Genomic DNA, 12,877 nt, shown 5'->3' with positions numbered 1-12,877 from the left:
ATGTCGCTGCTCGACAACGATCGAACCCCCGGGTCCATGACCTGGGGGTTCATCTCTGAGCGGGCGACGGGAATCGAACCCGCGCTCTGAGCTTGGGAAGCTCATGTTCTACCATTAAACTACGCCCGCGAGGAGCCGGATGGTGGGGTGGCTCGTCGTCGGACACTGTACCTCATGGGAGACCCTGGCCGCATATTGGCCTGGGTCTTTTTGCTGTTCCGGGGTGTGGGGGCGGCGAGTTGGGGGGCGTACGGTGGGGGCGGAGTGCCGGGCGGTAGGGCGTCGGACTCATCCCCTAACGTGGCTTTTGTCGTCCACGCATCCACGTAACTGGGGAGAGGGAAGCGATGGAATCCACCGTTGTCCGGTGTGCCGAGGGGCACGTGTTCAGCACCTCGACGTTCCCGATGCAGCAGCTGGGGTCCTCCCGGATCGGACCAGGGCGGCTGTTGCGCTGTCCCCAGTGCGGGCGGCTGCGGCAGGCGGTGCCCGTGGGGCGGCAGCGGAAGAGGTGAGAGGTGAGGGGGCGCGGTCTTCTCGGGGTCCCGAGAGCGCGTCCCTCGCTGGGGCGGGGCCGGTCCGATTGGGCCGGCCCCGCTTCATGCGCGTAGTCTCGGCCCGTGCTTCTCTCAGACAAGGACATCCGGGCCGAGATCGACGCCGGCCGGGTGCGGATCGATCCCTACGATCCGGCGATGGTGCAGCCCTCCAGTATCGACGTCCGGCTGGACCGTTTCTTCCGGGTGTTCGAGAACCACCGCTACCCGCACATCGACCCCGCCGTGGAGCAGCCCGATCTGACGCGGCTGATCGAGGCCGAGGGCGACGAGCCGTTCATCCTGCACCCCGGGGAGTTCGTGCTGGCGTCCACGTACGAGGTGATCTCGCTGCCGGAGGATGTCGCCTCGCGGCTGGAGGGGAAGAGTTCGCTGGGGCGGCTGGGGCTGCTGACGCACTCGACGGCGGGCTTCATCGACCCGGGCTTCTCCGGTCATGTGACGCTGGAGCTGTCGAACGTGGCGACGCTGCCCATGAAGCTGTGGCCCGGTATGAAGATCGGCCAGCTGTGCATGTTCCGGCTGACGTCCCCCGCGGAGCATCCGTACGGGTCGGCGCAGTACGGCTCCCGCTACCAGAATCAGCGCGGGCCCACTCCCTCCCGCTCGTACCTGAACTTTCACCGTACCCACGTATGAGCCGCTGAGAAGAAGTCGAGTCGAGAGAGTGGAAAGAGCCGCCTGTGAGTGACGAGCGCGAGAACCTGACGTACACACTCTTCGGGCAGGCCATCCGGGAGCTGGCGCAGCGGGTGGCCGACGACGGGTACGAGCCGGACATCATCCTCTCGATCGCCCGGGGCGGCCTCTTCGTGGCGGGCGGCCTCGGCTACGCGCTCGACGTGAAGAACCTCCATGTGATGAACGTGGAGTTCTATACCGGTGTGGGCGAGACGCTCGCCATGCCGGTGATGCTGCCGCCCGTGCCGAATGTCGTGGACCTCAGCCGCAAGAAGGTCCTCATCGCCGACGATGTCGCCGACACCGGTAAGACGCTCAAGCTGGTGCAGGACTTCTGCGCCGAGCACGTGGCCGAGGCGCGGAGCGCGGTCGTCTATGAGAAGTCGCACTCCTTGGTGAAGTGCGACTACGTCTGGAAGCGGACCGACCAGTGGATCAACTTCCCCTGGTCCGTCGAGCCTCCTGTCGTCCGCCGCGAGGGTCAGGTTCTCGACGCCTGACCGTCACCGACCCTCACGCCTGACCGACTCCTGGCCGACGCCTGGCCGACTCCTGGCCGACGCCTGGCCGTCGCTGATCCGGCACGCCTGGCCGTCGCTGATCCGCACGCCTGACCTACGTCTGGCGACGCCTGACCCACGTCTGACCCACGTCTGATCGATGTCTGATGACACCTGGCGGTGTCCGGCGCTGTCCGGCGGCCGCTGGCGGCCTCTGGGAGTGGGCAAGCCGGAGCCCCGTCCGAGGGGTACGGCTTGTGCGGCTCGGCGGTGATTTCAAGGCCGCCGCCGGGGTCGATGTCGTGGCGACTGAGTGCCACGCGCTGCCTGGGCAACGTCGGCGCGATCCCGCCACTCGTTCCCCGCACGGGTGGTTCCCTTCTCCGGTACCTGCGGGTAGGTACCGCTGGTAACCACAGTTGCCGGCCGTAGGGAGACCACCTGATGGCGCGTAGGAGATCCGCGACGGCGCTCGCGGCGGCTCTGCTCATGGTGTGTGGGGGCGCGGGGGCGGCGGCTGCCGTGCCCCCCAGTGGTGCCGGAACGAAAGCCGAGGCGAAGGCCGAGGCGAAGACCGAGGCGAAGGCCGAAGCGAGGGCGGGGGCCAAGGCCGTGGCCAGTACGCCGCTGCCCGCCGAGTTGGAGAAGATCCGGGCCGAGGAGGCCCGCAAGCTCTACGGCAGCCCGGACGAGCGGCCCATGGCCGACCGTAAGACGAGTCTCATCTCGCTGGGCGACAGCGAGATCTCCGGCGAGGGCGTCGGTACGTACGAGCCGGGCACCGACGGGCCGGACAACTGGTGTCACAGGTCGCCGGACGCGGCCGTTCACCGTACGGGCATCGCAGCCGATGTGACGTACAACGTCGCCTGCTCCGGGGCGAGTACGGAGAACGTACGGATCGGGGGCGCCAAGCAGTACGCCGACGAGCTCGTGCAGAGCGACAGTCTCGCCATCAAGGCCCGCAACACGCGGCTGAAGCAGATCATCCTCGTCGTCGGCGCCAACGACGATCTCCAGTTCGGGCCGGTGATCACCGACTGCGTCACCCGCTACCTCACCTTCCAGGGGCCGTGCGAGTCCAAGTACGACCCCGGCTGGCAGGCCCGGGTCGACGGGCTCACGCCCAAGGTGGAGCGCACAGTGGGTGACCTCAGGACGGTGATGCGGAACGCCGGTTACGCCGACGACGCCTACCAGCTCGTGCTGATGGCCTACCCCAGCCCGATCGGTCCTGACATAAAGGACAACCCCAAGTATCCCGGCAAGCTCGCCGGGGGCTGCGTCGGGTACACCAGCGACGCGGGCTGGGGCCGCAACTCGGCGGTGCCGAAGTTCGAGCGGGGCATCCGCGCGGCGGCCGAACGTACCGGCGCCAGCTACCTGGACGCCTCCCGGCTCTTCCACGGCCACGAGGTGTGCATGGAGACCACTTGGGCGCGCGGGCTGTACGTGGACCTCACCAACCCGTTCCCGCCGGACTCCAACTCGGTGCGCCAGTCGTTCCACCCGAACAAGCGCGGGCACGGCGCCTTCGCCTCGTGCTTCACCCAGATGTACGAGGCCGGGAAGCAGGGCGTACGGGAGGCGTCCTGCGCCGACCCCGTCGGCACCGGGCAGCCGAAGCTGTACCAGCTCGCCTGGGACGACGTTTTCAAGCCACTGCGCAATGAGGGCACCGGGAGCTGCCTGGACGCCGACGGTGCCGCCAGCGCGGTCGGCACCGATGTACGGGGCTGGGCGTGCGGCGGAGCGGACAAGCGCAACCAGCTGTGGTGGTACGACGCGGCGGGCAAGGCCCTCTACGCGGGGCAGACGCACGACCGGTGCGTACAGAGCGAGGGCGGCGTCGAGGACGGGGCCGAGCTGGAGCTCGGCAACTGCTCGGGCGCCGGCGCGCAGCAGTTCGTACGGAACGGGGCGACCCTGCGGCCCGCTTCGGACTCGGGGCTGTGTGTGACGCTGCCGAGCGCCGAGGCGCGGGCCGAGCTCGCCAGGTGCGACGGATCGGCGGCGCAGCGGTTCACCGGGTGAGGGCGCAGCGGTTCACCGGGTGAGGACGCAGCGGTTCACCGGGTGAAGGAGCAGTGCGAGTACGGCCGTTGCCCGGCCTCCCACAAGGGGGCCGGGCGCGGCTCCGTGCTTGCCTCCGTGCTTACAGCGTGCCCAGCTTGATCAGGAAGAGCAGGGCCAGCAGCTGGATGGCCGAGGCACCGAGCGCCTTGGGCCAGGGCAGGTCGTGGGAGCGGCTCACCATGGAGGTGAACAGGACCCCGGCGAACACCCAGGTCACCCAGCCGAGCACCTGGACCAGGGTGGCCGTACCGCCCAGGAAGAGGGCGAAGACCAGCCGGGGTGCGTCCGTCAGGGACATGATCAGCATGGCGAGGCCGACCGTGGGCTGCCAGGAGCCGTCCCCGCCGAACTGACGGGCGAGTGTGTGGGTGACGGCTCCCAGGATGAGCCCGGCGATCACCACGGCGATGCCCGTGATCAGCACGTACGGGATCGCCTGGGAGAGCGCGGTGTGCAGCACGTCCTCGCGGGCCTGGTCGAGGCCGAAGACCGCGAGCAGCCCGTAGACGAACGTCACGATCAGCGCCGGGCCCCATACCGGGTAGTCCCGCATCTGCCAGAAGGTGGCGTTCGGCCGCAGGACGATGCCGGTCAGCAGCTCCTTCCAGGGCAGCCGGGGGCCGGACGGCGGTGCCGGGGCGTTGCCCGCGTGGTAGGTGGCGCCGTCGGCATACCCGTAGCCGTCCTGGCCGCCGCCCTGGGGGCCGTAGCCGCCGTCGGGGCCGTACGGACCCGGACCGCCTGGGCCGCCGGGGCCGGGGCCGCCGGGTCCGCCGCCCTCCGGGCCGTACGGGTCGTGAATGCTGAACGCCTGGGTATGGCCGGGGTTGTTGGCGTACGGATCCTGCCCGTGCCAGCCCTGCGGGGCGCCGGGCTGCCCGCCGTGCGGGGCCGCTCCGTGCGGTGCGCCGTGGGGCGGCTGCGGGTCGCCGAAGTACTCCGGCTCGCCGGGCCCAGGGCCGCCGCCCTGCCAGGGGCCGGGCCCCTGCTGCGGGTACGGCGGACCCGAAGGGTGCTGAGGGTACTGCCCATGCTGCTGCGCGCCCCGGGAGTCCCGGCCGCGTCCGCTCCTGAAACCAGCCACGCAATCGAACGTACCGTGTTCCGCGGGTCCGACGTGCCACAGCCGGGTGAGATGGCCGGACATCGCTGCTGACCTGTGACATCCCCTAGGGGAACCGGGTGCCGCGGCCCCCACCTGGGACGGAGAAGCCCGCGTCGCACCCTCACCGAGAAGGAGGGCCCACTCGGCCCGGAGGCGGACGGCTGTCACTCTCCCCGGAGAGGGGCCGCTGTCACTCTCCCCGGAGGCGGACGGCGAAGGTGACGACGGAGCCCTGCCCTGCCGCGTCCGCGACGGTCAGCCGGTCGGTCACCAGTTTGGCCAGCCACAGGCCGCGGCCGCTGGTGGCGCCTTCGAGGCCGGGCAGCAGTTCGGGGATGACGTCCTCGGTGAAGCCGGGGCCGGAGTCGGCGACCTGGCACTCCAGCTCGTCGCCGAGGTGGCGCAGTACGAGCTGGCCGCCGCCGCCCGCGTGTTCGACCGCGTTGGTGGCCACGGCGTCGACCGCGACGACGAACTCGCCCCGGCGCGGTTCGTTCAGTCCCGCGGACGCGGCCCGCGCCTCCACCTCGGCACGCAGCCGTGGCAGGTCACGGAGGGTGAAGCGGAGGCGGCACAGCAGTTCGGGGGTCAGCATGGAGCGCCCTCCCGGACGTCGGCGGCGTGCCTGGTGGCCGCGCCCGTACGGGGGCCCGGTGGCCGGTCGCTTCCGGCCGGTCCGTCCTGGGCCGTAGGACCCGGGGCCTCACGGTCCGCCACCTGGTGCTCCTCCTCGCCTTTCCAGTCGCTCCGCTCCGCGTGCGTGAGCGCGGTTAGGAGGCTAGGCCCGGCACGCTGCAATGGGTATACCGCGACAGCGGTTTGGCTCGTGTGGTGCTTTAACTGATCGCATTTGACCACGACTTGCCGGAAAACGCGCAACGGCCGGCCCCGTGAGTACGGGACCGGCCCTTGTGCACCGGGAGAAGCGCTCGGATCAGGCCACCGAAGGCCCGGAGCGGGCCGCTCGCGAGCGGGTGGCTCGCGAGCGGGCGGCTACTTCGCGGGCTCCGGCTCCGGGTCCGGCCCCGGCTCGGGGTCCTTCTCCGCCTCGCCGTCGGCCGCCGGGGGCTCGCCCGGCGTCTTGACGGAGTCCAGCAGCAGCTGGGCCACGTCCACGACCTGGAGGTTCTCCTTGACGGCTGCACCCGTGGCGGAGCCGCCCTCGGCAGCAGCCTTCTTGCCGTTGACCGAGTCGGTCAGCATGACGAGGCAGAACGGGCAGGCCGTCGAGACGATGTCCGGGTTGAGGGAGAGCGCCTCGTCCACGCGCTCGTTGTTGATGCGCTTGCCGATGCGCTCCTCCATCCACATGCGGGCGCCGCCGGCGCCGCAGCAGAAGCCGCGCTCCTTGTGCCGGTGCATTTCCTCGTTCCGCAGCCCCGGCACCCGGCCGATGATCTCGCGCGGCGGTGTGTACACCTTGTTGTGGCGGCCCAGGTAGCACGGGTCGTGGTAGGTGATCAGCCCCTCGACCGGGGTGACCGGCACCAGCCTGCCCTCGTCGATGAGGTGCTGGAGCAGCTGGGTGTGGTGGATGACCTCGTAGTGGCCGCCCAGCTGCGGGTACTCGTTGGCGAGCGTGTTGAAGCAGTGCGGGCAGGTCGCGACGATCTTCTTGGACGACTTGGGCTTCCGCGTCTCAGGGGCCTCGTCGTCCTCGCCGAACGCCGCGTTCAGCGTGGAGACGTTCTCCTCGCCCAGCTGCTGGAAGAGGAACTCGTTCCCCAGCCGGCGGGCCGAGTCGCCGGTGCACTTCTCGTCGCCGCCCATGATGGCGAAGTTGACGCCCGCGATGTGCAGCAGCTCCGCGAAGGCCTTGGTGGTCTTCTTGGCGCGGTCCTCCAGCGCGCCGGCGCAGCCGACCCAGTACAGGTATTCGACCTCGGTCAGGTCCTCGATCGTCTTGCCGACGATCGGCACCTCGAAGCCGGCCTCCTTCTGGAGCTCCTTGGTCCACTCCAGCCGCTGCTTCTTGGCCAGGCCCCAGGGGTTGCCCTTCTTCTCCAGGTTCTTGAGCATCGTCCCGGCCTCGGAGGGGAACGCGCTCTCGATCATCACCTGGTAGCGGCGCATGTCGACGATGTGGTCGACGTGCTCGATGTCGACGGGGCACTGCTCGACGCAGGCGCCGCAGGTGGTGCAGGACCACAGCACGTCCGGGTCGATGACGCCGCCCTCAGCGGCGGTGCCCACCAGCGGGCGCTCGGCCTCGTCCAGCGCGGCCTGCGGGACGTCGGCCAGCTGCTCGGCGGTGGCCTTCTCCTCGCCCTCCATCGTCTTGCCGCCGCCGGCCAGCAGATACGGCGCCTTGGCGTACGCGTGGTCGCGCAGCGACATGATCAGCAGCTTCGGGGAGAGCGGCTTGCCGGTGTTCCACGCGGGGCACTGCGACTGGCAGCGGCCGCACTCGGTGCAGGTGGAGAAGTCGAGGATGCCCTTCCAGGAGAAGTCCTCGACCTGGGAGGCGCCGAAGCGGACCTCCTCCTCGTTCTCGTCGTCCAGGGCCGTCTCGAAGTCGATGACCTTGCCGCCGGACGTCATCGGCTGGAGGGCGCCCAGCGCCGCCTCGCCGCGCGCGTCGCGCTTGAACCAGATGTTGAAGAAGGCGAGGAAGCGGTGCCAGGCCACACCCATGTTGGTGTTCAGGCCGACCGTGATCATCCAGATCATGGTCGTGCCCAGCTTGATCAGCGCCCAGAAGTAGACGAGGTTCTGCAGGGTGCCGACGTCCAGCCCGTCGTACGCCGCGACCAGCGGATACGAGATGAAGTAGGCGGGGTCGTAGCCGTCCACGTGGTGCAGCGCGCCTTCGAGGCCGCGCAGCATCAGGATGGCGACGCCGATGACGAAGATGATCCACTCGACGAAGTAGCCCTGCCACATCTTCGAGCCGGAGAAGCGCGACTTGCGGCCGGCCCGGGAGGGCAGGCTCAGCAGCCTGATCACCATCAGGGTGGCGATGCCGACGGTGGTGGCGAAGCCGATGAACTCGATGTACATCTCGTACGGCAGCCAGCCGCCGATGACCGGCAGCGTCCAGTCGGCCTGGAAGAGCTGGCCGTAGGCGTTGACGATGGTCGGTGGCAGGGTGAGGAAGCCGATCGCCACGAACCAGTGGGCCACGCCGATGACGCCCCACTTGTTCATCTTCGTATGACCGAGGAACTCCCTGACCAGCGTGGCCGTTCGCTGCTTGGGGCTGTCCTTCCGCGTGCCGGCCGGGAGCGGCTGCCCGAGCTTGACGAAGCGGTAGATCTGCGCGATGGCGCGGGCGAACAGCGCAACGCCGACCGCGGTGAGCAGCAGCGTGACGACGATCGCGGCGAGTTGCATAACGGCTCCTCGGAGCACGGAGGCGGCGTGTACGGCGTTTACTAAGCAGTAACTTATCCAGTCCGTACGAGACTACCCACTTGTCGCGGATCGCTGTACCGCGCGCCTCGGTGATTTGTGTCGCCTCACAGTGAGTGTCCCTCCACGGCGTCTGGAGAAGGGTCCGCATGCGGCCATGCGCGTACGGTAATCACAGAGGTTGAGCCACCCCGACTCAGTCTTCTTGACGCAAATTCTCCGGTCGTGCACTCTTGAGTCAGCTTCACTCAAGACCAAGCTGGAGGAACCCGAAATGGCTCGTGCGGTCGGCATCGACCTGGGTACGACGAACTCCGTCGTCAGTGTTCTCGAGGGCGGTGAGCCCACCGTCATCACCAACGCCGAGGGCGCCAGGACCACGCCGTCCGTCGTGGCCTTCGCGAAGAACGGCGAAGTGCTCGTCGGTGAGGTGGCCAAGCGCCAGGCTGTCACCAACGTCGACCGGACCATCCGGTCGGTCAAGCGGCACATGGGTACCGACTGGAACATCGGTATCGACGACAAGCAGTTCAACCCGCAGCAGATCAGCGCCTTCGTGCTGCAGAAGCTGAAGCGGGACGCGGAGTCGTACCTGGGCGAGAAGGTGGCCGACGCGGTCATCACCGTGCCGGCGTACTTCAACGACGCCGAGCGGCAGGCCACCAAGGAGGCCGGCGAGATCGCCGGCCTGAACGTGCTGCGGATCGTCAACGAGCCGACCGCCGCCGCGCTGGCCTACGGGCTGGAGAAGGAGGACCAGACCATCCTGGTCTTCGACCTCGGTGGCGGTACCTTCGACGTCTCCCTGCTGGAGATCGGCGACGGTGTCGTCGAGGTCAAGGCGACCAACGGTGACAACCACCTCGGTGGTGACGACTGGGACCAGCGGATCGTCGACTACCTGGTCAAGCAGTTCCAGTCCGGCCACGGCGTTGACCTGTCCAAGGACAAGATGGCCCTCCAGCGCCTCCGCGAGGCCGCGGAGAAGGCGAAGATCGAGCTGTCCTCGTCCACCGAGACGACGATCAACCTGCCCTACATCACCGCGTCCGCCGAGGGCCCGCTGCACCTGGACGAGAAGCTGACCCGGGCGCAGTTCCAGCAGCTCACCCAGGACCTGCTGGAGCGCTGCAAGACGCCGTTCCACAACGTGATCAAGGACGCGGGCATCCAGCTGTCCGAGATCGACCACGTGGTGCTCGTCGGTGGCTCCACCCGGATGCCGGCCGTCGCCGAGCTCGTCAAGGAGCTGACCGGCGGCAAGGACGCCAACAAGGGCGTCAACCCGGACGAGGTCGTCGCCATCGGTGCGTCCCTCCAGGCCGGTGTGCTCAAGGGTGAGGTCAAGGACGTCCTGCTGCTGGACGTCACTCCGCTGTCCCTCGGTATCGAGACCAAGGGCGGCATCATGACCAAGCTGATCGAGCGCAACACCACGATCCCGACCAAGCGCTCGGAGACCTTCACCACCGCCGAGGACAACCAGCCCTCGGTGCAGATCCAGGTCTTCCAGGGCGAGCGGGAGATCGCGGCGTACAACAAGAAGCTCGGCATGTTCGAGCTGACCGGTCTGCCCCCGGCCCCGCGGAATGTGCCGCAGATCGAGGTCACCTTCGACATCGACGCCAACGGGATCATGCACGTCTCCGCCAAGGACCTGGGGACGGGCAAGGAACAGAAGATGCAGGTCACCGGCGGCTCCAGCCTCCCCAAGGAGGACATCGAGCGCATGATGCGCGAGGCGGAGCAGTACGCCGAGGAGGACCACAAGCGCCGCGAGGCAGCCGAGACCCGCAACCAGGCCGAGCAGCTCGTCTACACCACGGAGAAGTTCCTCAAGGACAACGAGGAGAAGGTCCCCGCCGACACCAAGTCGGAGGTGGAGTCCGCACTCGAGGACCTGAAGGAGAAGCTCAAGGGCGACGACACCGCGGCGATCCGCGAGGCTTCCGAGAAGGTCGCGGCCACCAGCCAGAAGCTCGGCCAGGCCCTCTACGCCGAGGCCCAGCAGGCCCAGGCCGGCGGTGCCGAGGCCGGCGCCGGCGCGGCGGGCGCGGGTGCCGGCAAGCCCGAGGGCGGCGACGATGACGTCGTGGACGCCGAGATCGTCGACGAGGACCAGAAGCCGAAGGACGGTGCGGCGTGACGGAGGAGACCGCGGGCTTCGGCAAGGAGCCTGACGTTCCCGCCGACGCCGGTGAGCTGACCGATGCCGACCGGGCAGCCGTCTCCGAGGAGACGGCGCCCGGGGCGCCGGCCGGGGAAGCGCAGGGCAGTGAGGCCGAGGTGACCACGCAGGAGGCGGAAGGCGCGGGCCCGGAGCAGGGCGAGGCCGCCGAGGGCGGTCCCGCCACCGAGCTGGAGGCAGCCCGCAAGGCGCTCAACGAGCGCACCCAGGATCTGCAGCGGCTCCAGGCGGAGTTCCAGAACTACCGCCGCAGGGTCGAGCGGGACCGCGCGGCGGTCAAGGAGATCGCCGTCGCCAACCTGCTGACCGAGCTGCTTCCGGTGCTCGACGACATCGGCCGGGCGCGGGACCACGGCGAGCTGGTGGGCGGCTTCAAGTCGGTCGCCGAGTCGCTGGAGATGGTCGCGGCCAAGATGGGCCTGATGCAGTTCGGCAAGGAGGGCGAGCCCTTCGACCCGACGGTCCACGAGGCGCTGATGCACTCCTACTCGCCGGATGTCACGGAGACGACGTGCGTGCAGATCCTCCAGCCCGGGTACCGAATCGGCGAGCGGACCATCCGTCCCGCGCGGGTCGGGGTCGCCGAGCCGCAGCCCGGTGCCGCAGGCGGTGCGGGCGGCAAGGGTGAGGCCGGTGCCGAGGCGTCGGCGGCTGAAGAGGAGAACGGTGGCCCGGACGAGGGCTGACCGCGTACGGGAGGAGGGACGTCGAGGATGAGTACCAAGGACTTCATCGAGAAGGACTACTACAAGGTCCTCGGCGTCCCCAAGGACGCCACCGAAGCCGAGATCAAGAAGGCGTACCGCAAGCTGGCCCGGGAGAACCACCCCGACGCCAACGCCGGTGACCCCAAGGCCGAGGAGCGCTTCAAGGACGCCTCCGAGGCGTACGACGTGCTCGGCGACCCCAAGCGGCGCAAGGAGTACGACGAGGCGCGCACCCTCTTCGGCAACGGGGGCTTCCGGCCCGGCGGCGGTCCGGGCGGGCCCGGTGGCGCCGGAACGTTCAACTTCGACCTCAGCGACCTGTTCGGCGGTCAGGGCCAGGGCGGCGGTGCCGGCGGTCCCGGTGGCTTCGGCGGCGGGCTCGGCGACGTCTTCGGCGGCCTGTTCAACCGCGGCGGCGCCGGGACCCGTACGCAGCCCAGGCGCGGCCAGGACATCGAGTCCGAGGTGACGCTCAGCTTCACCGAGGCGGTGGACGGTGCCACGGTCCCGCTGCGGATGTCCTCCAGCGCCGCGTGCAAGGAGTGCGCCGGTACGGGGGACAAGAACGGCACCCCGCGGGTGTGCCCCACCTGTGTGGGCACCGGGCAGGTCTCCCGGGGTACGGGCGGCGGCTTCTCGCTGACCGACCCGTGTGTGGACTGCAAAGGGCGCGGTCTGATCGCGCAGGACCCCTGCGAGGTCTGCAAGGGGTCCGGGCGGGCGACCAGTTCGCGCACGATGCAGGTCCGTATCCCGGCGGGCGTCACCGACGGGCAGCGCATCCGGCTGCGCGGCAAGGGAGCGCCGGGCGAGCGGGGCGGCCCCAACGGTGACCTGTACGTGGTCGTCCATGTGGACAAACACCCGGTCTTCGGACGCAAGGGCGACAACCTGACGGTCACCGTGCCGGTCACCTTCCCCGAGGCGGCCCTCGGCGGCGAGGTGAAGGTCCCCACGCTCGGCGGGCCGCCGGTCACCCTCAAGGTCCCGCCGGGTACGCCGTCCGGGCGCACCATGCGGGCCCGGGGCAAGGGCGCGGTGCGCAAGGACGGAACGCGCGGCGATCTGCTGGTGACAGTGGAGGTCGCGGTGCCGAAGAATCTGGACGACAAGGCGAAGGACTCGCTGGAGTCCTACCGGGACGCGACGGCGGGAGAGGATCCGCGGGCCGCGTTGTTCAAGGCAGCGAAGGGAGACTGAGGTGGACGGCCGGGACGGACGCAGACGATTCGCGGCTGGGCGCTCCGCGGCGTACGAGCTGACGGACGAATCTCCTGTCTACGTCATCTCGGTCGCCGCCCAGCTCTCCGGGCTGCATCCGCAGACCCTGCGGCAGTACGACCGGCTGGGGCTGGTCTCGCCCGACCGCACGCCCGGGCGGGGCCGCCGCTACTCGGCGCGCGACATCGAGCAGCTCCGTGAGGTGCAGCGGCTCAGCCAGGACGAGGGGATCAACCTCGCTGGGATCAAGCGGATCATCGAACTGGAGAACCAGGTCGCTGCGCTGCAGCAGCGCGTTGCGGAGTTGTCGGCGGCGGTTGAGGGTGCCGCTGCGGCCATGCAGCAGCGGGAGGCGCAGGTGCATGCCTCGTACCGGCGCGATCTGGTGCCGTACGAGGATGTGCGCTCCTCCAGCGCCCTGGTGGTCTGGCGCCCCAAACGGAGGGAGTAACCCTCGGGACCCCTGGTTCTTGCCTGTTGTGGGCACCCCC

General features: G+C 69.4%; 10 protein-coding genes and 1 tRNA gene. 7 read left to right on the top strand and 4 right to left on the bottom strand.

The annotated features are described in order from the left end of the window. Window positions 1-58: 58 nt before the first annotated feature. Window positions 59-129: transfer RNA gene (locus tag HC362_RS15905), tRNA-Gly, on the bottom strand. A 491-nt stretch (window positions 130-620) separates the two neighbouring features. Between HC362_RS15905 and dcd the strand changes: the two genes are divergently transcribed. From dcd to HC362_RS15890, 3 genes are all read left to right on the top strand, one after another. Further along, window positions 621-1,196 carry a dCTP deaminase gene (dcd, locus tag HC362_RS15900; RefSeq protein WP_209268040.1) on the top strand — a complete coding sequence of 192 codons (576 nt, stop codon included), beginning with the start codon at window positions 621-623 and terminating at the stop codon, window positions 1,194-1,196. A gap of 44 nt (window positions 1,197-1,240) precedes the next feature. After that, entirely contained in the window at window positions 1,241-1,738 is a 498-nt protein-coding gene (locus HC362_RS15895; protein WP_243084622.1) for a phosphoribosyltransferase, read from the top strand. Window positions 1,739-2,182: 444 nt separating this feature from the next. After that, window positions 2,183-3,772 (top strand): ricin-type beta-trefoil lectin domain protein, encoded by a 1,590-nt coding sequence (locus HC362_RS15890; RefSeq protein ID WP_243084621.1) that lies wholly within the window; start codon window positions 2,183-2,185, stop codon window positions 3,770-3,772. A 121-nt stretch (window positions 3,773-3,893) separates the two neighbouring features. On the opposite strand, the gene HC362_RS15885 is transcribed toward HC362_RS15890, so the two are convergent. From HC362_RS15885 to HC362_RS15875, 3 genes are all read right to left on the bottom strand, one after another. Continuing rightward, window positions 3,894-4,898, bottom strand: a complete 1,005-nt coding sequence (locus HC362_RS15885) for a Yip1 family protein (RefSeq protein ID WP_243084620.1) — start codon at window positions 4,896-4,898, stop codon at window positions 3,894-3,896. 211 nt (window positions 4,899-5,109) lie between these two features. Next, window positions 5,110-5,514 carry an ATP-binding protein gene (locus tag HC362_RS15880; RefSeq protein ID WP_209268228.1) on the bottom strand — a complete coding sequence of 135 codons (405 nt, stop codon included), beginning with the start codon at window positions 5,512-5,514 and terminating at the stop codon, window positions 5,110-5,112. 398 nt (window positions 5,515-5,912) lie between these two features. Continuing rightward, complete coding sequence (locus HC362_RS15875) at window positions 5,913-8,252, bottom strand: (Fe-S)-binding protein (protein WP_243084619.1); 2,340 nt, start codon at window positions 8,250-8,252, stop codon at window positions 5,913-5,915. Between the two features lie 292 nt (window positions 8,253-8,544). Here HC362_RS15875 and dnaK point away from each other — a divergent pair, with 292 nt between their 5' ends. Genes dnaK through HC362_RS15855 form a run of 4 tightly spaced genes read left to right on the top strand, consistent with a single transcriptional unit; the run spans window position 8,545 to window position 12,837 of the window. After that, on the top strand, window positions 8,545-10,416 hold the full coding sequence (gene dnaK, locus HC362_RS15870) for a molecular chaperone DnaK (RefSeq protein ID WP_243084618.1): 1,872 nt from the start codon (window positions 8,545-8,547) through the stop codon (window positions 10,414-10,416). Continuing rightward, on the top strand, window positions 10,413-11,144 hold the full coding sequence (grpE, locus tag HC362_RS15865; protein WP_243084617.1) for a nucleotide exchange factor GrpE: 732 nt from the start codon (window positions 10,413-10,415) through the stop codon (window positions 11,142-11,144). Before dnaK ends, grpE begins: the two co-directional genes overlap by 4 nt. Before the next feature lie 27 nt (window positions 11,145-11,171). Beyond that, window positions 11,172-12,365 carry a molecular chaperone DnaJ gene (gene dnaJ / locus HC362_RS15860; RefSeq protein ID WP_243084616.1) on the top strand — a complete coding sequence of 398 codons (1,194 nt, stop codon included), beginning with the start codon at window positions 11,172-11,174 and terminating at the stop codon, window positions 12,363-12,365. A 1-nt stretch (window position 12,366) separates the two neighbouring features. After that, the gene (locus HC362_RS15855) at window positions 12,367-12,837 is read left to right on the top strand and encodes a helix-turn-helix transcriptional regulator (protein WP_279240105.1); all 471 of its coding nucleotides are present in this window, start codon (window positions 12,367-12,369) and stop codon (window positions 12,835-12,837) included. Window positions 12,838-12,877: the final 40 nt, after the last annotated feature.

Source organism: Streptomyces sp. 891-h (assembly GCF_022760275.1).
Taxonomy (GTDB): Bacteria; Actinomycetota; Actinomycetes; order Streptomycetales; family Streptomycetaceae; genus Streptomyces; species Streptomyces spirodelae.
This window is presented reverse-complemented; position numbering and strand designations above follow the sequence as displayed.

Excerpts from the sequence above, each read along its gene's own strand:
- HC362_RS15875 (WP_243084619.1), bottom strand. The coding sequence starts at position 8,252 with ATGCAACTCGCCGCGATCGTCGTCACGCTGCTGCTCACCGCGGTCGGC.
- HC362_RS15880 (WP_209268228.1), bottom strand. The coding sequence starts at position 5,514 with ATGCTGACCCCCGAACTGCTGTGCCGCCTCCGCTTCACCCTCCGTGAC.
- dnaJ (WP_243084616.1), top strand. The coding sequence starts at position 11,172 with ATGAGTACCAAGGACTTCATCGAGAAGGACTACTACAAGGTCCTCGGC.
- HC362_RS15890 (WP_243084621.1), top strand. The coding sequence starts at position 2,183 with ATGGCGCGTAGGAGATCCGCGACGGCGCTCGCGGCGGCTCTGCTCATG.
- dnaK (WP_243084618.1), top strand. The coding sequence starts at position 8,545 with ATGGCTCGTGCGGTCGGCATCGACCTGGGTACGACGAACTCCGTCGTC.